Origin of the sequence: Streptomyces sp. NPDC088812 (genome assembly GCF_044750285.1) — a bacterium.
Lineage (GTDB): Bacteria > Actinomycetota > Actinomycetes > Streptomycetales > Streptomycetaceae > Streptomyces.
Genome location: NZ_JBIVJP010000007.1, coordinates 324,140 through 342,401, shown reverse-complemented (window position 1 = coordinate 342,401; position 18,262 = coordinate 324,140). Strand labels below are relative to the sequence as shown.

Sequence of the window (18,262 nt, the reverse complement as noted above, 5' to 3'; positions counted from 1 at the left end):
CTCCCCCACTGCCTGAACGGCGTGGGCGGTACCCCCACTCACCGCACGGTGTGCAGGGCCAGGTGGCTCCGCCACCTGGCCCTGCACACCGCACGCCGAGGGCACGCACCGAACGCCGCTCCTTCTCCCACGGAGACCCGTCAGAAGCGCCCTACCGTTCACCGGCGGGCGGTGAGCAGCGCCTCCGCCCCGACCTGACGGTAACCGGCCGCCTGGAACGCCCGCGCGCTGCGGGCGTTCCCCGGCGTGACCTGCGCCCACAGCGGCTCGTCGACGAGATGGCGGGCCGCCGCCACCAGCGCCCGGCCCAGTCCCCGGTGCCGTACGCCCTCGTCCACCTCGACCGACACCTCCAGCCGGCCGGCGACCCCGCGGCCCAGCACCAGCACCCCGCCGTCCGCCGTCCAGGCCCGTACGTCGTCCCGCCGCCGGCGGGCGTAGACCACCCGGGGATGGTCCGCGTCCTCGATCTCCGTCAGCCCCGGCGGCGGCCCACCCGGCAGCGGGGAGCCGACCAGGAGCGCGTCGACGTTCTCGCAGGCGCGGCCCGTGCGCTCCATGAGCACCGTCAGGAACCGCGGGCTCATGGGCGCCGCCAGGGCGTCGCACTCCACCGCCGCCAGCGCCTCGCGCACCCACCGCGGATCCTCGTCGGTGAAGACGACGGAGTGCGCCGTGAACGCCAGCACACCCGCGTCCCGGGGCGCGTGCTGCGGCACGACCGTCGTCCCGCCGTCCGCCGGCGGGAAGACACCCCGCGCCGCCGCGTCGAGAATGTCCCGCAACGTCTCCACCGTGCTCCTCGCCCCGCTCCTTGAGTCTCCACCCGCTGGAAGGCCCAGACTCACACACATGATCGACGACGGCACCGGACTTCTCACCATCGGCGAGCTGGCCCGCGCGACGGGACTGACCGTGCGCACCATCCGCTACTGGTCCGACGAGGGCGTCCTCACCCCGGTCACCCGCTCCCCGGGCGGCTACCGCCTCTACGACGCCGAGGCCGCCGCCCGCCTGGAGCTGATCCACACCCTGCGCGAACTGGGCCTCGGCCTGGACCATGTGCGCGCGGTGCTGGCCGGGGAGACCACGGTCGCGCAGGTCGCGGCCGCGCACGTGGCCGCCCTCGACGCGCAGATCCGGTCCCTCAAGGTGACCCGTGCGGTGCTGTCGACCGTGGCGCGACGCGGCTCGACCGCGGAGGAGACGACTTTGATGAACAGACTGGCCCGCCTGTCGGCGGCCGAGCGACGGCGGATCGTCGAGGAGTTCCTGGCGGAGGTCTTCGACGGCCTCGACACCGCCGACCCCGACATCCGCACCCGGCTGCGCTTCCACGCCGCCGAACTGCCCGACGACCCCACTCCCGAGCAGGTCGACGCCTGGGTGGAGCTCGCCGAACTGATCCAGGACCCGGAGTTCCGGGCGCTGATGCGGCAGATGGCCGAGTTCAACGCCGCCGACCGGGGGCCCGCGGTTCCGCCCGGCACCTCCCTGTGGTTCATGAGCCGGCTGGTACAGCTCGCGGGACAGGCCCTGCGCGACGGCGTCGCCCCCGGCGCCCCGGAGGCCGACGGCATCCTGCGCGGCCTCCTCGGCGACACCGACCGGTCCGCCGTACTGGAGCGGCTGACCGCGGCCGCCAACGAACGGGTCGCCCGCTACCGGCAGTTGTCGGCCGTCGTGAACGGGCTGGAGGGGCAGCCCGTGTACGAGGAGGAGTTCGCGTGGGTGGTCGACGCGCTCCGCGCCCACCCGGACCGTTAATCTGACCTGCGTCAGCACGGCAGCAAGCCAGGAAAAGGGGCGGATCGGTGGCGGACATCGAAGAAGCGCGCACGCAGTTCCAGCGGATCGACACGGACGGTGACGGATTCATCACCGCCGCCGAGTTCAAGACCGCCCTCGCCCAGGGCGGCGACTGGAACGTCACCGAGTCGGTCGCCGAGGCCGTCATCAAGAGCCGCGACCTCAACGGGGACAAGGTCCTCTCGTTCGACGAGTTCTGGGCGTACCTCGACAAGTGACGCGCGGGGTGAAGGGGGGCACCCGCCGGGTGCCCCCCTTCGTCATGCGGTGCCGGTGCCGGTGCCGGTGCCGGTGCCGGTGCCGGTGCCGGTGCCCGTGGTGCGTACGGTCCACCGGCCGCCGTGCCGGGCCAGGGCCAGCGGCAGGCCGAAGCACGCGCCGACCAGGTCGCCGGTGAGGACGTCGGCCACCGGGCCCTGGGCGAGCGCACGGCCGTCGCGCAGCAGCAGGGCGTGCGTGGTGCCCGGCGGAAGCTCCTCCAGATGGTGCGTGACCAGGACCGTGGCCAGCTCCCGGTGGTCACGGCGCAGGGCGTCGAGCGCCTCGACCAGCCGCTCGCGGCCCGGCAGGTCCAGCCCGGTCGCCGGTTCGTCCAGCAGCAGCAGCCGGGGCCGAGGCATCAGCGCGCGGGCGATCAGGGTCCGGCCGCGCTGGCCCTGCGACAGGGTCGGCCAGCGGGCCTCGCGGTGGCCGGCGAGGCCCAGGGTGCGGATCAGCCGCTCGGCCCGCGCCTCCTGCTCCGGGGTCGGGCGCCAGCGGGGCAGCGGCGCCACGGAACTGGTCGCGCCCGTCAGGACCACGTCCCGGACCCGCAGCGGCTCGGTCAGCGGGTGGCGGGGGTCGACGTGGCCCACGTACGCCCGCAGTTCCCGGACGTCCACCCGGCCCAGCCGCCGCCCGAGCACGTCCACCGTGCCGCGCGTGGGGTGGGTCCGGGCGCCGAGCAGACCGAGCAGGGTGGACTTCCCGGCGCCGTTGGCCCCGAGGAGGGCCCAGTGCTCACCGGCCCGCACGGTCAGCGACACGTCCTGGAGCAGGGGCCGCCCGTCCCGCACGAGGTGGACGTCCCTGGCCCGCAGGACCTCCGCCGGCGGTGTCCCGGTCGTCATCGTGCCGCCCGGTTCACCGCGGACAGCACGGCGTGGACGGAGGCGGCCGGCCCGGTCGGGCCCTGGCCGGCGCCCCAGACGGTGACGCCGTTCACCCGGCACCGGGCGAAGGCCGTCCGGGGGGCCGGTCCGCCGGTCGCCGTCAGTGCCACGGTCGTCGTCGCTGTCGCTGTCGCTGTCGCTGTCGCTGTCGCTGTCGCTGTCGCTGTTGCTGCCGCTGCCGCCGTCGCCGTGGTCGCTGTGGCCGTTCCGGTCGCGGCGGTGTCCGAGGTGCTTGCGGTGCCGGCGGTGTCGGCGGTGTCGGCGGTGTCGGCGGGTGCCGTCCCGGCCGGAGCGTCCCGGCTGGTCTCCGTCAGGTCCAGCACCTCGACCGTGTACCCCGCGCCCGCCAGCGCGTCGGCGAAGGCGGACACCGGCCCCGCGCCGGTGCCCTCGTGGTCGCCGGCGCGGTCGTCGCCGTGCCGCAGGGTGCCGGCGAAGCGGTGGACGCCCGGAGCCTGCCGGTGCGTGGACCAGGCGTCCAGCCGGAGCTCACCGTCCGCCAGGTAGGTGGCCCGGAACAGCTCGTACAGCTCCTTCGGGGTGGCCTCCCGCCCGCTGTCGTCCGTCGCCTCCTGCACGACCCGGGAGAAGTCCGGCCGCATCGCCGCCGGCAGGTCGATCCCGTGGTGCGTGCGCAGCAGGTACGCCACCCCGCCCTTGCCGGACTGGGAGTTGACCCGGATGACGGCCTCGTAGGAGCGGCCCAGGTCGGCCGGGTCGATCGGCAGGTACGGCACCGACCAGGGCGCCTCCCGCTCCGGCAGCCCCAGCGCGGCCGCCCGGCGGGCGTGGTGGGCGAAGCCCTTGTCGATGGCGTCCTGGTGCGTGCCGGAGAACGCCGTGTGGACCAGTTCGCCGGCGTACGGATGGCGGGGGTGGACGGGCAGCCGGTTGCAGTGCTCGACCGTCTCCCGGACGGCGTCGATGTCGCCGAGGTCGACCATGGGGTCGACGCCCTGGGCGTAGAGGTTGAGGGCCAGGGTCACCAGGTCGACGTTGCCGGTCCGCTCGCCGTTGCCGAACAGACAGCCCTCCACCCGCTGCGCCCCGGCCAGCACGGCGAGTTCGGCGCAGGCCACTCCGGTGCCGCGGTCGTTGTGCGGGTGCACCGAGAGGATGACGCGGTCGCGGCGGGCCAGGTTCCGGTGCAGGTACTCGATCTGGTCGGCGTAGACGTTGGGGGTGGCGATCTCGACGGTCGCGGGCAGGTTGTGCGTGACCGGGCGGTCGGGGCTCGCGTCCCACAGCTCGGTGAGGCCGTCGCACAGCTCCAGGACGAAGTCGGGTTCGGTGAGGTTGAAGGTCTCAGGGGAGAACTGGAAGCGGACGCCCGGGGCGTCGCCGGCCCGGCGGGCCATGTGCGTGGCGGCCTCGCGGACCGTGCGCCACACCTCCTCCCGGTCCCGGCCGAGCACCACCTCCCGCCACACCGGGGAGGTCGCGATGTACAGGTGGACGACGGCCCGGGGCAGCCCCTCGATCGCCTCGAAGGTCCGGTCGATCAGCTCCGGCCGGGCCGGGGTGAACACGACCGGCGTGACGTCGTCCGGCACGGCGCCGGCCGTCACGAGGTGCCGTACGAAGTCGAAGTCCGTGCGGCTGGCCGACGGGTAGCCGACCTCGATCTCCTTGAACCCGGTGGCGACCAGCAGGTCGAAGAAGCGGCGCTTGCGCGGGGTGTCCATCGGCTCGGCGAGCGCCTGGTTGCCGTCGCGCAGGTCGACGGGGACCCACAGCGGGGCGCGCTCGAGACGGGCGGAGGGCCAGCTCCGGTCGGCGGCGGGGACGCTCACCCGCTCCTGGAAGGGGCGGTAGCGGTGGTGGGGCATGGGGCTCGGACGCTGCGGGTTCCACGGCGGGGCCGGGGCCTGGGTGGGGGACGGGTCCGGGGACGGAATGACGCTGGACATCTGGGGTTCGCTGCCTCGGTCTCGGCCGGGTCGGCCGGTTCGGTCGGACGGTGACCGGCAGCACGGCGACCCGCGGCGGGGTGCCGGTCGCGTCAGGCCCCGCCGCGGCAGCCGAGGAGAAGGAGACCGCGGAACGTCATGGCCGGTACGCTAGCGACTCCTCAGGTCCTCAGACAAGTGAGAATTGCTGTGAAGTCCGTCGTCCCGTGTGCAGGTTGGTGAAGTGATGTCCCTCGGCCCCGTCCGTCCCAGCCCCCTGGTGGAGCAGGTCGTGGAGCGGCTGCGCGCCCGTATCGCCGGCGGACAGTGGGCCGTCGGCACCCGCCTGCCCGGTGAGACCACCCTCGCCAAGGACCTCGGCGTGGGGCGCTCCACGGTCCGTGAGGCGCTGCGCGCGCTGGCCGGCGCCGGGCTCGTACGGCCGCGCCAGGGCTCGGGCGTCTTCGTCATCGCCACCGAGTCGGCCGAGGACTGGCCGGCCCGGCTGCGGCGGGCCGCGGTCACCGACGTGTACGAGGTCCGGGCGGCCCTGGAGGTGCACGCGGCGCGGCTGGCCGCGCGGCGCCGCACCGCCGAGGACGTCGCCGCCATCGAGGCTGCCCTGGCCGGACGGCGCGCGGCCGTGGACGCCGACGACACCGCCTTCGTCGACGCCGACATCGCCTTCCACGCGGCGGTGGTCGCCGCCGCCCACAACCCCGTCCTCGCCGATCTCTTCACCGAGTTCGTCCCCGTCCTGCGCGAGGGTCTGGTCGACCTCCTCGCCCTCACCGGCCTGCGCGACCACGACCGGAACACCGGCGACGACGCCCACGAGGGTCTGCTGCGGGCGGTCGCCGAGGGGGACGCGGAGCGGGCGGCCGAGGTGCTGGCACGGGAACTGGAGGACCCGTTCGGCGCGGGCCCGGAATAGCGGGCGGTCCCGAGGGGTTCACCCACCGGATGTATGCGCATGCATGCGTCGTGCACATGCAGGTGAGTCAACCTCGAAGGGTCTGTCATGAAGATCGGCATCATCGGCGCCGGCAACATCGGCGGCAATCTCACCCGGCGGCTGACCGCCCTCGGGCACCAGGTCTCCGTCGCCAACTCCCGGGGTCCGCACACGCTCGAGGAGCTCGCCGAGGAGACGGGCGCCACCCCCGTCGCGGTGGGGGAGGCGGCCCGCGACGCGGAGATCGTCGTCGTCACCATCCCCCTCAAGGCGATCCCCGACCTCCCGGCCGGCTTCCTGGACGGCGCCGCCGAGGGCGTGGCGGTGATCGACACCAACAACTACTACCCCCGTCAGCGCGACGGCCGGATCGCGGAGATCGAGGACGACGGTCTCACCGAGAGCCGCTGGACGGAACGGCGGATCGGCCACCCGGTGGTCAAGGTCTTCAACGGCACCTACGCCCAGGACATCCTGGACCGCCACCGCCCGGCGGGCGCCCCCGACCGCATCGCCGTGCCGGTGGCCGGCGACGACCAGGCGGCGAAGGCGAAGGTCCGGGCCCTCGTCGAGGAACTCGGCTTCGACACGGTCGACGCCGGCGGCATCGACGACTCCTGGCGCCAGCAGCCCGCCACCCCGGTCTACGGCCTGCGCGCCGGGGCCGCCGAGGTCACCAAGGCCCTGTCGGAGGCGAGCCCCGAACGCACCCCGGACTTCCGGGGCTGACACGAACCGCCGCCGGGCCGCCCGGGCCGTACCGCTGGGCCCGGGCCGCCCGGCGGGGGCGACCGGCCCCGGCCCGCTCGGTCCTCGGCCCTCAGCCCTCAGTCCTCAGTCCGGTGTCGCCCACGCCCGCAGCGCCGCCCTGCTCGCGAAGTCCGCCACGTTCCTGTCGACGGGGTCGTCGGTGTGCTGGTGGAAGCGCCAGTCGGCCTTGACGCGGGGCTCGCCCGCCGTGACGTAGTCGGCGATCCACAGGCCGTCACCCGCGTAGGAGGTGTCGTCGACGTTCAGCCAGTAGTTCCGGTTGCAGTAGAGGATCACCCGGTGGTGCGGCCTCAACTGCTTCACCTTCCGGATGAAGCGGTCCTTCTCGGCGTTGCTCGCGTGGGTGCCCTCGCCCGTCGTCTCCCAGTCGACGGCGAGGATGTCACCCGCGCGCTCCGGGGCCTTGGAGAGGAAGTGCTCCGCCTGGGCGGTGATGTTGCCGGGCCACAGGAAGTGGTAGAAGCCGACGACGAGCCCGGCCTCGCGGGCGTGCTTCGTCTGGGCGGAGAGTTTCGGGTTGACGTACGTGCGGCCCTCCGTCGCCTTGACGAAGACGAAGGAGATGTCGTCCGTGTCGAAGGAGGAGGACTGGTAGGCGCTGACGTCTATGCCACGGAGCATGCCAACTCCCGTAATTGCAGGGGTAGATGAGGACTTACCTGATGCCCCGCGGTACGCCGGCGGAACCTGTCCGTCCGCCTTGGTCACCCGTTCGTGTCGCTGCCGCCGTCCCGGTCCGGCCCAGGGGCGCCGGTCGGCGGGAAGGGCGATTATTTTTCGTTGAGGGGCCGCGTACGCCGCTCGGGTAGATTCCCGCAGCGTGCTGCGTATCCGAGTGCTGGGTTCCATGGGTGCCGACGTCGAGGGGAAGCCGGTCGATCTGGGACCCCCACGGCAGCGCGCCGTCCTCGCGCTGCTGATCGCGGCCCGCCAGGGCGTGATCTCCGTCGACCGCATGGCCGACGACCTGTGGCGCGGGGCGCCACCGGCCAAGGCGTCCGTGTCCCTGCACGCCTACGTGTCGAACCTGCGCCGCCTGCTCGAACCCGAGCGGCCCCCGCGCACCCCCGCTTCCGTCCTGATCACCTCCCCTCCGGGGTACGCGCTACGGCTGCCGCAGGACGCGGTGGACGCCTGGCGCTTCGAGGCCCGGGTGAGCCGTGCCCGTCGCGTACCGGCCGCGCAGGCACGCGAGTTGCTCGCCGACGGTCACCCGCCCGCCGGTGGCGACGGTCACGCCCGCCTCGCCCGACCCGAGCAGCCGGCTGTCGCCCACATGGAGGCCGCCGCCCTCGGAGACCAGGACCGCGGAGCCCTTCGCACCCTCGACGCGGCAGCCCTCCAGCCTGCCGTGTCCGCCGTCGCCCACCTCCACGCCGTTCCCGCCCGGGGCGGAGATCACGGGCCCGTGCAGCAGGGGGTTGGCGCCCGAACGCACGGACACGGCGACCCCGGCCGCGTCCGTGACTTCCAGCCGGTCGAACTCGGGGGCGGAGCCGTCCATGACGAGCACGGCGGCCCTCCGGTCGGCGCAGTCCCGCACCACGGCCCGGTCGAACACGGGCGTCGCGCCCCCGCCCACCCGGATCGCGGAACCGGCCGCCGACAGGAACGCGCACTCCTCGAAGGTCCCCCGGGACCGTTCGTCGACCACGAGCCCGGCCGCGGCCGTCCGCTCCGTACGGCAGCGGCGCAGGGTGGGATCGCCGCCCGAGGACACCACGATCCCGGCCTCCGAGGTCCCGGTGACGGTGACGTCCTCCAGGACCGTGCGGGCGGTCGAGGTGACGTAGACGCCGGTGGTGACGTCGCGGGCGGTGGTGCGCAGCACCGTGGTGCCGCTCAGGGCCTCCAGGGCGATGCCGGGCTTGTCGGTGGCGGAGATCTCGCAGTCCTCGACCGAGCCCCGCGCCTCGCCGTTGGCGAGCACGCCGTTGCCGCGCGCGTCCCGCAGCAGGCAGTTCCGCACGACCGTGCGGGAGCGTTCGCGAGGACGACCGCGGACGAGCCCAGGTGCTCGATCTGGCAGTCCTCGACGACACTGCCGCCCGGCGCGATGTCCACCACTCCCGCGCCCGCCGGATTGGTGACCCGGCAGCCCCGCATGGCCAGCGATCCCGACATCCGGGCCAGGACGGCGGCCCAGCCGGAGCCGGCCACGGTGCAGCGCTCCATGACCGCCTGGCCGCGCGGCGCGTCGACCACCGGCACGTCCTCGTCGCCGCCGCGCAGCAGGAGACCGGTGAGCATGACCTCCTCGGCCATGACGGTCACCGCGCTGCCGAGACGCGGACATATCTCGACGCTGTCCCGCTCGCCCTCGGCGACGATCGTCACCCTGGTCCGGATGGTGAGGTTCTCGGCATAGCGTCCGGGGGCCACGCTGATCACGGCTCCCGTGCGCGCCTGCGCCACGGCCGCGCCGATCGTACGGTAGCCGTCCGGGCGTTCCGGCAGACCAAGAGCACCTGCCGTGACACTGTCCAACCTCTCTGAGCCACGTACGCGCGTGCGCGGACGACGCGGCACCGACGACTGTGGTTCACCCACCCGGGCCGGCGGCGGCACCGGGTCACCGGATCGTAGGCAGAGAGGCATGCCGAGCATGGTGTGATGAACGCCGTCGCCTTTCAGTCGGCAGTCGCGGAGAATCTTCCAGGTCTTCATGCGGGCGAAGGCGTGCTCGACACGGGCGCGGACCTTGCGGTGCGAACGGTTGTGTTCTTCCTTCCAGGCCGGCAGTTCTGTCTGGCCGCGTTTCGCGGCGGTGCGGGATGACCAGGCCGGTGCCCCGGTAGCCGCCGTCCGCGATGACCGTGGTGTGGCCGACGGCGTCTTTCGCGCCGGACAGCTCCCACGCCTTGCAGTCGTTGCGGTTGCCGGTGACCGGCCGGCCGACCGCGACGACGAGCCGGGTGTCGGCATCAATGACGACCTGGTGTTTGGTGGAGTAGCGGTAGTTCTTGGACTGCTCGGCCACCGTGTGGTCGCGGGTGGGGACCAAGGTGCCGTCCACGATCAGCACGGTGTCCCTGCGGAACCGCTTGCGCTGCTGGAGCGCGAGCGACGGGCCGAGATGGCCGATGATGCGATCCGCGGCTGACTTCGACACCCCGAACAACGGCGCCAGTTGGCGCAGGGTGAGGTTCGTGCGCCAGTAAGCGGCGACCAGCAGGACCCGGTCTTCAAGCGGCAGGCTCCAGGGCCGGCCCTTGCGCACCGGGTCGGCACCCTCGCGCCGCAGTGCGGTGATGAGCTTGCCGAACTGCCGCGGGCTCAGCCCGGCAAACGGGGCTATCCAGGAGGCTCCGACGCCGTGATCACACCAGACACGACAAGATCATCTCACCCGTGACCAGCAGTTACGGGACAATTCTTAAACGTGGCGCACCGGTTTCTGCACCCGCGCCTGGCGTCCGCGATTCGCGGACGGGAGCGATGGGGTCGGATAAGCTCTCCCTATCCGACATGACAAACCGGGGCATAGCGCCTGGCTGCGATATCGACTCCCGGGGCGAACAGGAACCTCTGCCCGTGACAGCGCCTGCGCTCTCGTCCCCGTTGTCCACCGTGACCGCCAACGAGCTGACTTTGCACGACGTCGAGTCCTTCGCTGCCTTCCTCGTCGCTCGGCTGGACGAACTGAGGGCGGCACACAAGGGCGACGCTGATGTGCGGCGGCTCGTCCTGGCCTTCCGGCTCATCCTCGACGCCCAGATGGAGGATGCCCGCGCGGCGTTCGGGTACGGCGGGCCGCTCGCCTCCCTGTCAGCTCGACGTCGGCAGTGGAACAAGTTGGTCCGCTTCGGCGCGGCATGGAAGCGCTGCGCTGGCTACCACGCCAGTCGTTGGCAGCATGTCTGGCACGACGACGCGGCCGATGCCGCCCGAGCAGCAGATGCGCGACTGGCGCGACTCTAAGAGTTCCTAACAGAAGTTGTTGATCAAGTAACCATCGGTCTGTCTGCTCGCTGGTCGGATCGTGGGGAAACGTCAGTCGCGGCCATGGATCGTGTCGGACGAACTGTGGTCGCTCATCGAGCCGTTGCTGCCCGTGCCGGGGCCGAAGCTGGTGGCGGGCCGGCCACGGGTGCCGGACCGCCAGGCTTTGTGCGGGATCCTGTTCGTGCTGCACACCGGCATCCAGTGGGAGTACTTGCCCCAGGAGCTGGGCTTCGGCTCGGGCATGACCTGCTGGCGGCGCCTGGCCGCCTGGAACGAGGCCGGCGTGTGGGAGAAGCTGCACCTGGTGCTGCTGAAGAAGCTGCGGTCGGCGAAACAGCTGGACTGGTCGCGGGCGGTGATCGACTCCTCCCATGTCCGGGCGGCCCGCCGGGGCCCAGAAGCGGTCCCAGCCCGGTCGACCGTGCACGGCCGGGCAGCAAGCACCACGTCCTTGTCGGCGGGCAGGGCATCCCCTCCTGGCTGCACGGCTTCCGCCGCCTGCGCATCCGCTGGGAACGGCGCGACGACATCCACGAGGCTTTCCTCGGCCTCGCCACCTGCCTCATCACCCACCGACACGTCCAACGCCTTTGTTAGGACCTCTTATTCATGATGCTCCCGGTGATCAGTCTGTCTCCCCACCCGTCCCCTCAGGGGCCGGCTCCGGCAGTTCGGCCGTGACGGCGCGGACGGTGTCCCGGAGCCAACGCTGTCCCAGGTCGCCGTCGAGGCGCGGGTGCCAGGCCATCTGGTAGTGCAGTGGGCGGATCTCCTCGGGCGCGGGCAGGATCCGGATTTCGGTGTCCGGGCGCTGCTGCGCGAGCAGCCTCGCGGGCAGGGTGAGGATCAGCCGGGTGCCCAGGACGGAATGAGCGGCCAGGGAGTGGTAGGGCACGGTCAGCCCGGCCCGGCGGCGTGCCCCGAGGCCCTCCAGGCGCCCCTCGATCGCAGTCTGGCGTTCGTCGGTGGTGCCGACGATCACGTGAGCGGCGTTCAGATACTCCTCCAGGGCGATCTCCGGTTGCTCGGCCAGCGGGTGGTCCGCGGACAGGACGCAGACAAACCGGTCGTCGAACAAGTGCTCCGTGCGCAGCACGGCGACCGGCCCCGGCCCGGCATAGAACACCAGGTCGACGACGCCTCGGTCGAGATCGTCGTAGATGGCGTTGTGCCACGTGCGGAAGTGCAGCGTGGAGCGCGGTGACTCCTGGAAGACGCGCTGGAAGACCGCGGGGGCGAACACCCGGGCGTAGTCGGTCCCGGCGACCCGGAATGCCTCGGCGGCCACGGCAGGGTCGAACTCCTCGGGGGCGAACAGGCTTTCCAGCCGCGGCAGCACCGCTCGCAGCTGGCGCTGCACGCGCTCGGCTCGTGGGGTGAGCCGGTAGCCGCCCGGCGCGCGCACCAGCAGCTCGTCGCCGAGCGTGTCGCGTAGCCGCTGCAGCGCCCGGCTCATCGCCGGCTGGCTCATCCCGGCGAGTTCGGCGGCGTGCGAGACGTGCCGTTCCTCCAGCAGTGCGGCCAACGGAGCCAGCAGATTCAGGTCGACCCGTTCGATATTCGCCATCCGCATAATGTAAATGAATTTCATGCATTAGACAAATAAGTGTGCGAGGCGGAGGGTGGATCACGTCGCCGGGCAAATCGCCCGCGAACGGCCTCATCACCATGGGCATCCGTCCGGATGCCGGGATCGGAGCAGTCATGGACGGCGTGACAGCGGAGAACGGATCCGGCCGGCCCACGGTGGCCGTGGTGACCGGCGGCTCGGGCGGCATCGGCAGCACGGTCGCGCACCGGCTGGCCGCGGACGGTACGGCCGTCGTAGTCCACTACGCGGGCAGCGCGGCCAAGGCCGAGGCGATCGTCGAGTCGATCACCGCGGCCGGGGGCACAGCAATGGCCCACTCCGGCGACGTCGCCGAGCCGGCGGAGATGGCGGAGCTCTTCGACGCCGCGGAGGCGCGTTTCGGCGGCATCGACGTCGTCGTCAACACCGCAGGGATCATGCTGCTCGCCCCGTTCACCGAGATGACGCTGGACGACTTCGACCGCATGCACCGGGTCAACGTCCGGGGGACCTTCGTCGTCTCCCGGCTCGCCGCCCGCCGACTGCGTCCCGGCGGCTCGCTGATCAACTTCTCCACCTCCATCACCCGGCTTCAGCAGCCCGGCTACGGCGGCTACGCGGCCACCAAGGGCGCGGTTGAGGCCATGACCCTGATCCTGGCCCGCGAGTTGCGCGGCCGGGACGTCACCGTCAACGCGGTCGCCCCCGGGCCGACCGCGACGCCGCTGTTCGTCGAGGGCAAGAGCGAGGAGCTGATCGCCCGGATCGCCGCCGCCGCACCCCTGGAGCGGCTCGGCACCCCCGAGGACATCGCCGAGGCGGTGGCCTTCCTGGCCGGGCCCGGCGGCCGCTGGATCAACGGCCAGGTGCTGTACAGCAACGGCGGTATCGCCTGACCTCTCGATCCCGCCCCACCCCACCTCACCGATCGGAAGACCACCATGTCAACCGTCCTCATCACCGGTGCCGGAACCGGCATCGGCAACCTGACCGCGCGGGCGCTCGCCCGGGCCGGCCACCGCGTCTACGCCTCGATGCGAGCCCCCGGCACCCGCAACGCCGCCCGCGCCGAGGAACTCAACCGCCTGGCAGCGGCCGAACGGCTCGACCTGCACGTGGTCGAACTCGACGTCACCTCGCAGGAATCCGCCGACCACGCGGTGGCGGCCGTGCTCGACGACGCGGGCGCGTTTGACGTCGTCGTCCACAACGCCGGTCACCTGGTCACCGGATATGTCGAGGCGTTCACCGCCGAGGAGATCGCCCACCTGATCGACGTCAACGCCCTCGGCGTCCAGCGGCTGAACCGGGCCGTGCTGCCGCACCTGCGCGCCCAAGGCCACGGCACCCTCCTCTACGTGGGCAGCACCATCCCGGTGACCACCCCGCCGTTCCTCGGCCCGTACGTGGTCTCCAAGGCGGCCATGGACGCGCTGGCGCTGGTGACCTCCTACGAGGTGGCCCCGCTCGGCATCGAGACCGTGATCGTCATGCCGGGTGCCTTCACCCAGGGCACCGACCACTTCCCCAAGGCGGCACGGCCTACGGACACCACCGATGTCGCCGCCGGGTATCGGGCCCTGGACCCGTTGGCCGCACGCAACGAGGAAGCCACCGAAGGTCTGTTCACCCCGGGCACGCAGGCCGACCCGGTGGTGGTCGCCGAGGAGATCACCAGGATCATGGCCCTGCCCTTCGGCGAGCGCCCCTTCCGCAGCGTGGTGGACCTGACCAACTCGATGGTGGAGCAGGCCAACTCCGCGGTACTGGAAGCCCGTACGGACTTCGTGCGGCGCATGGGCTTCGAAAAGGTCCTGCACGTCGCCCGGGCGTAGGCCGCCCCGCATCCCTCCCTCCGCCAACCACTGCCCCTCGCAAGGACTCGATGACATGACCTGTGATCAGCTGAATGCCGTCTCCGACCTGCTGCGGAACTCCCCACTGGACCTGGGCGGCGACGTCGAGAAGATGCGCCGCGTCTTCGACGAGATGCTGGGCTCCGCGCCGCTGCCCGACGACGTCCGCACCCGGACCATCGAGCTGGGCGGGGTGCCCGCCGTCGAGGTGCGGGCCGGCGCCGCGCCGCCGGCCGGCACCGTGCTGTACTTCCACGGCGGCGCCTACGCGATGGGGTCGGCCGCCGCCAGTGTCGGCCTGGTTTCCGAGATAGCCCGGCGCGCCGCGGCCACCGTCCTCTCCGTCGACTACCGGCTCGCCCCCGAGCACCCCTTCCCGGCCGCCGTCGATGACGCCCTCACCGCCTACCGGGCGCTGCTCGACGGGGGTGTCCCGGCCGGGTCGGTCGCGGTCACCGGAGAGTCGGCCGGTGGCGGACTGGCCCTCGCCCTGCTGCTGGCGATCCGGGACGCGGGGCTGCCGCAGCCGTCGTCCGCGACGGTTCTGTCCCCGTGGGCGGACCTGACCCAGTCGGGCGGCACCATGTCGACCCGGGCGGAGGCGGATCCGGCGCTCACTCGCCGGGCCCTTCAGGTCCGGGCCGCCGACTACCTCGCCGGGGCGGATCCGCGCACCCCGCTCGCCAGCCCGCTCCACGCCGATCTGCGCGGACTGCCGCCGCTGCTGATCCAGGCCGGCGCCCGGGAGATCCTGCTCGACGACGCCCTGCGGCTGGCCGCCCGGGCCGCCCGCGCCGACATCCCGGTCACCTTGCAGACCTTCCCCGGGGCACCGCACGTCTTCCAGGGCTTCGCCCCCCTCGTCGAGGAGGCCGCGCGCGCCCTTGACCACGTCGCCGCCTTCCTCAACAGCCACATCCACCCGGAGGGCTGACTCATGCGAGCCGTACGCTTCCACCGCTACGGAGACATCGACGTGCTCGGCGTCGAGGACGTCGAACCGCGTCCGCTCGGCCCCCACGACGTCCTGGTCCGGGTACGGGCCGCCGGCATCAACCCGGGCGAGGCCAAGATCCGCACCGGGGCCCTGCACGAGCACTTTCCTGCGACGTTCCCTTCCGGACAGGGCAGTGACCTGGCCGGTACCGTCACCGCGACCGGGGCCGCAGTGGCCGGTTGGGCACCGGGGGACCCGGTCCTTGGCTGGTCCTGGGAGCGGTCCAGCCACGCCGAGTACGTCGTCGTCCCGGCGGACCAGCTCGTCCGCAAGCCCGAGACGCTCCCCTGGGCCGCTGCAGGCGCCCTCTACGTCGCGGGCAGCACCGCCTGGGCAGCCGTCGCTGCGGTCGCCCCGCAGGCCGGGGAGACGGTCGTGGTCAGCGGGGCCACGGGTGGGGTCGGCAGCTTCGCCGTTCAACTCCTGCGCCTGCGCAGGGCGCGCGTGGTGGCGGTCGCCTCGGCACGGCACCAGGACTGGCTGGAGTCCCAGGGCGCCGCCCTCGTCGGCTATGGAAGCAGGGTCGACGAACGCCTTCGCCGGGCGATCGAAGGCGACGGCGGCGGCACAGCGCACGCCTTCCTCGACTTCCACGGCGGCGACTACCCGCGCATCGCGCTGTCCCTGGGGGTGCCGCCCAGCCGGGTCAACACGCTCGACTACGGCGCCGCCGCCGCGCTCGGCACCCGGTCGCACGGCAGCGCCGAGGGCACCGACCGGGCGGTACTGGCCGAACTGGCCGGGCTGGCGGCGGTCGGCAGGATCGAGGCGCCGATCAGCCGGACCTACCCGCTGACCGAGGTCCGGGCGGCCTTCGCCCACCTGGAACACGACCACCCGTTGGGCAAGGTCGTCCTCCTGCCAAACGCCACCCCGGGCGGTATTGCCGGGGACGCGCGGGACGCAGCCGGGTGACGTTGGCTCAGACCGGGCGAAGTCGCGCGGGAGTGCCCAGCGAAGAGCTCGTTCCCCTCCCGGCGGCGGCTCTGGCGCAGGGGCCGTGGGCACAGATCATCGCCCACCTCTTCACCCTATGGGAACTTTACCCGCGGCAACCTGATGCCGATCTTCGACAGCGCGGAACCCGGTGCGGACGAGAAGTGACGCCCGCCGCGTCAACGCCGACAACGTCCCCGGGGCAACAGTCCAGGCGGAGGGACCTGTGTCTTGGCCGCCCGGCTGTGGGCCGAGATCGAGGGCGCTGCGTAACCGTCGAGCAGCAACCTCGCGCTCACTCCTCGCCCTCTTCGTCCTCATCCAGCTCGGGCGTATCCGGGTCGCCCAGCGGACGCAGAGCGCCAGCAGGCGGAGTGGAGGCGGTGAAGCTGTAGCGGCCGAGGAGGTTCAGTTGCGGTGCTTGAGTGGGGACAGGCGGGCGCTGTCCTCGTCGCGGATCTCGTGGCCTTCAGCGCGGAGCTGGGCGACGGCGGCGTCGATGTACTTCGTGGTCCAGAGCACGATGGCGGGTCGTGTCCCTTGTGGTGGTGTAGGCGAGCAACTATCGGTAGCGTTTGGAGTGTTGGGGAGCTCACGGGTGGTGGAGCCGGAGTGTTCGTCGGCGTAGATGGCTTCTCTGCTTCCCTCGGAGAGGTAGCGGCGGGAGAGGGCGATCCAGTCGTCGTGCATTTCGCTGAGCACCGCGGTGGTCAGCCTCGGGAGTGCCTCGGGGTTTGGGAAGACCTGGACGACGTCGCTGCGCCTCTTGATCTACGGTTCAGGCGTTCCAGGGGATTGGCGGGCTGGATCTTCTTCCAGTGCTGGACAGGGAAGACCGCGAAGGCGGTCAGGTCGTCCTTCGCGTCCAGGAGCATCCGTTTGACCTTGGGGAACTGTGGGCCGAGCATGTCGGCGACGGTATCGAGCTGCTGGCGCACGAGTTCAGACATTGCGCAGGAAGTGAACACGGCACCTGCGGTAGGCGGAGCCGAGCATGACCTTGCGGATCGCGGCGACCAGCCCGGCGTGGTTGTCGCCAAGGACGAGGCGGACGCCGGACAGACCTCGGGATCTGAGTGAGCGCAGGAACTCCGTCCAGAACGCCTCGGTCTCGTTGTCGCCGACCACGACGCCCAGGACCTCGCGGTTGCCGTCCTCGGTGATGCCGGTGGCGATGACCACGGCCTGGGAGACGATCTGGTGGTCGACGCGAACCTTGCAGTACGTGGCGTCGAGGTAGATGTAGGGGAACCGGGTATGGTTCAGCGGCCGTTCCCGGAAGGCGGTCAGCTGGACGCGAGGTCGCCGCAGATCCCGGAGACCTCGCCCAGGAATTTGACCAGCGACCGAGCGTGTGGACATACCCTGGACATATGCCTCCATGATGACGGCGTAGAAGGCCTGGTCGATGCGGCGTCGGCGTTCGAGCAGGCCAGGGAAGAAGGCGCCGGTACGGAGCTCGGCTTCGATCAGTTCCTGCAGCATGCGCTCGGCGGCACTTCGGACGAGGTCGATTCCGGCGGCCGTACGTAGTGACTCCAGCAGGCGTTGCAGGTCAGACTGGGGCAAGGCCATCGGGCACCTCCACGGTTGAACTGGTCGTTCACCAGGGAGATTTGCACGGTGGCCTGCTCTGTGATCAGGCAGCGAAAGTCCTCAGCGGATGCACGCCCCGGGCACCCGCCCGCGCACACTCACACGTTGATCGCCTACACCCCCACAAGGGACACGATCCCCAGCGGTGCCGGCCCAGTAGTTGGAAGGACTCGATGCCTTCGCGGGCGAGGGGGTGGCGGATGCCGCGGGAGGACAGCCGGCGCCGCGGGTACCGGTAGTCGTATCCCTTGTCCCCGTGCAGCGTGCCGGGCCTCCACCGACGCGGGCCGCGACGGGAGCGGGTGGGCGGGATGCCGCCCACCAGCGGGATCAGGGCCTGGCGCTCGTGGAGGTCGGCATGTGTGATGCGTGCTCACGCCTCGACGGTGAGGATGGCCTCCCGGCCGTAGTTGTTGGCGTAGGCGTTCTCGACACCGATCAGGATCTCCTCGACCCGGAAGTACCGGTCCCAGAAGGGTGTCTCGCGCAGGGCTTCGACGACGAGTTGGAAGGCGTGGTGGTCGGCGGCCTCCCACACCCACACGTCGGTCACCCGGGCCGAGTAGAACTCGGTGTCGAAGAAGCGCGAACGGACGTTCTCGACCTTGGCCAGCACCGGGTCGAGGATCTCCTTCGTGAAGACCTCGAACCGCCGCGGCACGGTGAGCGCCAGCCATTCCGGCGTGGTGCGCACCATGATGAACGCCGTGAGGGCGGCGTCGAAGGTCTTGTCGCCGCGCGTGTTGTCGTCGCTCATGACGATGTCTCCAGTTCCCTGGTTGTGTTC

Annotated in this window: 18 protein-coding genes and 6 pseudogenes; 11 read left to right on the top strand and 13 right to left on the bottom strand. The window is 71.8% G+C overall.

Going from position 1 to position 18,262, the window contains the following annotated elements:
* Positions 1-158: 158 nt before the first annotated feature.
* Entirely contained in the window at positions 159-794 is a 636-nt protein-coding gene (locus ACIP67_RS15515) for a GNAT family N-acetyltransferase (RefSeq protein ID WP_401692084.1), read from the bottom strand.
* A gap of 58 nt (positions 795-852) precedes the next feature.
* Here ACIP67_RS15515 and ACIP67_RS15510 point away from each other — a divergent pair, with 58 nt between their 5' ends.
* Both ACIP67_RS15510 and ACIP67_RS15505 read left to right on the top strand, forming a co-directional pair.
* Positions 853-1,767 carry a MerR family transcriptional regulator gene (locus tag ACIP67_RS15510; RefSeq protein WP_401692082.1) on the top strand — a complete coding sequence of 305 codons (915 nt, stop codon included), beginning with the start codon at positions 853-855 and terminating at the stop codon, positions 1,765-1,767.
* Between the two features lie 47 nt (positions 1,768-1,814).
* Complete coding sequence (locus ACIP67_RS15505; RefSeq protein WP_385068663.1) at positions 1,815-2,027, top strand: EF-hand domain-containing protein; 213 nt, start codon at positions 1,815-1,817, stop codon at positions 2,025-2,027.
* 42 nt (positions 2,028-2,069) lie between these two features.
* On the opposite strand, the gene ACIP67_RS15500 is transcribed toward ACIP67_RS15505, so the two are convergent.
* A complete protein-coding gene (locus ACIP67_RS15500; RefSeq protein ID WP_401692078.1) occupies positions 2,070-2,918 on the bottom strand; it encodes an ABC transporter ATP-binding protein in 849 nt (282 codons plus the stop codon).
* Positions 2,915-4,870, bottom strand: a complete 1,956-nt coding sequence (locus tag ACIP67_RS15495) for a 2-isopropylmalate synthase (protein ID WP_401692076.1) — start codon at positions 4,868-4,870, stop codon at positions 2,915-2,917. The genes ACIP67_RS15500 and ACIP67_RS15495 overlap by 4 nt, the downstream gene beginning before the upstream one ends.
* Before the next feature lie 226 nt (positions 4,871-5,096).
* Between ACIP67_RS15495 and ACIP67_RS15490 the strand changes: the two genes are divergently transcribed.
* A complete protein-coding gene (locus tag ACIP67_RS15490) occupies positions 5,097-5,783 on the top strand; it encodes a FadR/GntR family transcriptional regulator (RefSeq protein ID WP_401692074.1) in 687 nt (228 codons plus the stop codon).
* Positions 5,784-5,870: 87 nt separating this feature from the next.
* Entirely contained in the window at positions 5,871-6,533 is a 663-nt protein-coding gene (locus ACIP67_RS15485) for an NADPH-dependent F420 reductase (protein ID WP_401692072.1), read from the top strand.
* A 105-nt stretch (positions 6,534-6,638) separates the two neighbouring features.
* Here the strand turns inward: ACIP67_RS15485 and ACIP67_RS15480 are convergent, their stop codons facing one another.
* Positions 6,639-7,196 carry a glycoside hydrolase family 25 protein gene (locus tag ACIP67_RS15480; RefSeq protein ID WP_401692070.1) on the bottom strand — a complete coding sequence of 186 codons (558 nt, stop codon included), beginning with the start codon at positions 7,194-7,196 and terminating at the stop codon, positions 6,639-6,641.
* 226 nt (positions 7,197-7,422) lie between these two features.
* Here ACIP67_RS15480 and ACIP67_RS15475 point away from each other — a divergent pair.
* Positions 7,423-7,620, top strand: a pseudogene (locus ACIP67_RS15475) (winged helix-turn-helix domain-containing protein); the annotation flags it as partial.
* Positions 7,621-7,680: 60 nt separating this feature from the next.
* On the opposite strand, the gene ACIP67_RS15470 reads toward ACIP67_RS15475, so the two are convergent.
* The 3 genes and pseudogenes from ACIP67_RS15470 to ACIP67_RS15460 all read right to left on the bottom strand — a co-directional run.
* Positions 7,681-8,505, bottom strand: coding sequence for a right-handed parallel beta-helix repeat-containing protein (locus tag ACIP67_RS15470; protein ID WP_401692145.1), 825 nt, complete (start codon positions 8,503-8,505; stop codon positions 7,681-7,683).
* Positions 8,418-8,990 (bottom strand): hypothetical protein, encoded by a 573-nt coding sequence (locus ACIP67_RS15465; RefSeq protein WP_401692148.1) that lies wholly within the window; start codon positions 8,988-8,990, stop codon positions 8,418-8,420. Before ACIP67_RS15465 ends, ACIP67_RS15470 begins: the two co-directional genes overlap by 88 nt.
* 240 nt (positions 8,991-9,230) lie before the next feature.
* Positions 9,231-9,795: pseudogene (locus ACIP67_RS15460) on the bottom strand (transposase); the annotation flags it as partial.
* A gap of 350 nt (positions 9,796-10,145) precedes the next feature.
* Between ACIP67_RS15460 and ACIP67_RS15455 the strand changes: the two are divergent.
* Together ACIP67_RS15455 and ACIP67_RS15450 are read left to right on the top strand one after the other, a co-directional pair.
* Positions 10,146-10,496, top strand: coding sequence for a hypothetical protein (locus tag ACIP67_RS15455; RefSeq protein WP_401692068.1), 351 nt, complete (start codon positions 10,146-10,148; stop codon positions 10,494-10,496).
* 61 nt (positions 10,497-10,557) lie between these two features.
* A pseudogene (locus ACIP67_RS15450) lies at positions 10,558-11,117 on the top strand (IS5 family transposase).
* 28 nt (positions 11,118-11,145) lie between these two features.
* Here ACIP67_RS15450 and ACIP67_RS15445 read toward each other — a convergent pair.
* Positions 11,146-12,087, bottom strand: coding sequence for a LysR family transcriptional regulator (locus tag ACIP67_RS15445; protein WP_401692065.1), 942 nt, complete (start codon positions 12,085-12,087; stop codon positions 11,146-11,148).
* A gap of 137 nt (positions 12,088-12,224) precedes the next feature.
* Between ACIP67_RS15445 and ACIP67_RS15440 the strand changes: the two genes are divergently transcribed.
* From ACIP67_RS15440 to ACIP67_RS15425, 4 genes are read left to right on the top strand one after another with little or no spacing between them, the layout of a single operon-like run.
* Positions 12,225-12,986 (top strand): SDR family oxidoreductase, encoded by a 762-nt coding sequence (locus ACIP67_RS15440; protein WP_401692063.1) that lies wholly within the window; start codon positions 12,225-12,227, stop codon positions 12,984-12,986.
* A gap of 45 nt (positions 12,987-13,031) precedes the next feature.
* Positions 13,032-13,925, top strand: a complete 894-nt coding sequence (locus tag ACIP67_RS15435; RefSeq protein ID WP_401692060.1) for an SDR family NAD(P)-dependent oxidoreductase — start codon at positions 13,032-13,034, stop codon at positions 13,923-13,925.
* Positions 13,926-13,980: 55 nt separating this feature from the next.
* Positions 13,981-14,880: an alpha/beta hydrolase fold domain-containing protein gene (locus ACIP67_RS15430; RefSeq protein ID WP_401692058.1), complete on the top strand. Its 900-nt coding sequence runs from the start codon at positions 13,981-13,983 to the stop codon at positions 14,878-14,880.
* Positions 14,881-14,883: 3 nt separating this feature from the next.
* Positions 14,884-15,858, top strand: coding sequence for an NADP-dependent oxidoreductase (locus tag ACIP67_RS15425; protein WP_401692055.1), 975 nt, complete (start codon positions 14,884-14,886; stop codon positions 15,856-15,858).
* Positions 15,859-16,174: 316 nt separating this feature from the next.
* Here ACIP67_RS15425 and ACIP67_RS15420 read toward each other — a convergent pair.
* From ACIP67_RS15420 to ACIP67_RS15400, 5 genes and pseudogenes are all read right to left on the bottom strand, one after another.
* A pseudogene (locus tag ACIP67_RS15420) lies at positions 16,175-16,407 on the bottom strand (Tn3 family transposase); the annotation flags it as partial.
* Between the two features lie 201 nt (positions 16,408-16,608).
* Positions 16,609-16,787 (bottom strand): annotated as a pseudogene (locus ACIP67_RS15415) (transposase); the annotation flags it as partial.
* 34 nt (positions 16,788-16,821) lie between these two features.
* Positions 16,822-17,448 carry a transposase gene (locus tag ACIP67_RS15410; RefSeq protein WP_401692052.1) on the bottom strand — a complete coding sequence of 209 codons (627 nt, stop codon included), beginning with the start codon at positions 17,446-17,448 and terminating at the stop codon, positions 16,822-16,824.
* A gap of 136 nt (positions 17,449-17,584) precedes the next feature.
* Positions 17,585-17,842 (bottom strand): annotated as a pseudogene (locus ACIP67_RS15405) (IS5/IS1182 family transposase); the annotation flags it as partial.
* Between the two features lie 6 nt (positions 17,843-17,848).
* Positions 17,849-18,232 (bottom strand): darcynin family protein, encoded by a 384-nt coding sequence (locus ACIP67_RS15400; protein ID WP_401692050.1) that lies wholly within the window; start codon positions 18,230-18,232, stop codon positions 17,849-17,851.
* Positions 18,233-18,262: the final 30 nt, after the last annotated feature.

What these genes read in the sequence shown, in the direction of transcription:
- ACIP67_RS15425 (WP_401692055.1), top strand. Translation starts at nt 14,884, where the DNA reads ATGCGAGCCGTACGCTTCCACCGCTACGGAGACATCGACGTGCTCGGC.
- ACIP67_RS15430 (WP_401692058.1), top strand. Translation starts at nt 13,981, where the DNA reads ATGACCTGTGATCAGCTGAATGCCGTCTCCGACCTGCTGCGGAACTCC.
- ACIP67_RS15480 (WP_401692070.1), bottom strand. Translation starts at nt 7,196, where the DNA reads ATGCTCCGTGGCATAGACGTCAGCGCCTACCAGTCCTCCTCCTTCGAC.
- ACIP67_RS15445 (WP_401692065.1), bottom strand. Translation starts at nt 12,087, where the DNA reads ATGGCGAATATCGAACGGGTCGACCTGAATCTGCTGGCTCCGTTGGCC.
- ACIP67_RS15490 (WP_401692074.1), top strand. Translation starts at nt 5,097, where the DNA reads ATGTCCCTCGGCCCCGTCCGTCCCAGCCCCCTGGTGGAGCAGGTCGTG.
- ACIP67_RS15510 (WP_401692082.1), top strand. Translation starts at nt 853, where the DNA reads ATGATCGACGACGGCACCGGACTTCTCACCATCGGCGAGCTGGCCCGC.
- ACIP67_RS15400 (WP_401692050.1), bottom strand. Translation starts at nt 18,232, where the DNA reads ATGAGCGACGACAACACGCGCGGCGACAAGACCTTCGACGCCGCCCTC.
- ACIP67_RS15435 (WP_401692060.1), top strand. Translation starts at nt 13,032, where the DNA reads ATGTCAACCGTCCTCATCACCGGTGCCGGAACCGGCATCGGCAACCTG.
- ACIP67_RS15485 (WP_401692072.1), top strand. Translation starts at nt 5,871, where the DNA reads ATGAAGATCGGCATCATCGGCGCCGGCAACATCGGCGGCAATCTCACC.
- ACIP67_RS15440 (WP_401692063.1), top strand. Translation starts at nt 12,225, where the DNA reads ATGGACGGCGTGACAGCGGAGAACGGATCCGGCCGGCCCACGGTGGCC.
- ACIP67_RS15495 (WP_401692076.1), bottom strand. Translation starts at nt 4,870, where the DNA reads ATGTCCAGCGTCATTCCGTCCCCGGACCCGTCCCCCACCCAGGCCCCG.
- ACIP67_RS15500 (WP_401692078.1), bottom strand. Translation starts at nt 2,918, where the DNA reads ATGACGACCGGGACACCGCCGGCGGAGGTCCTGCGGGCCAGGGACGTC.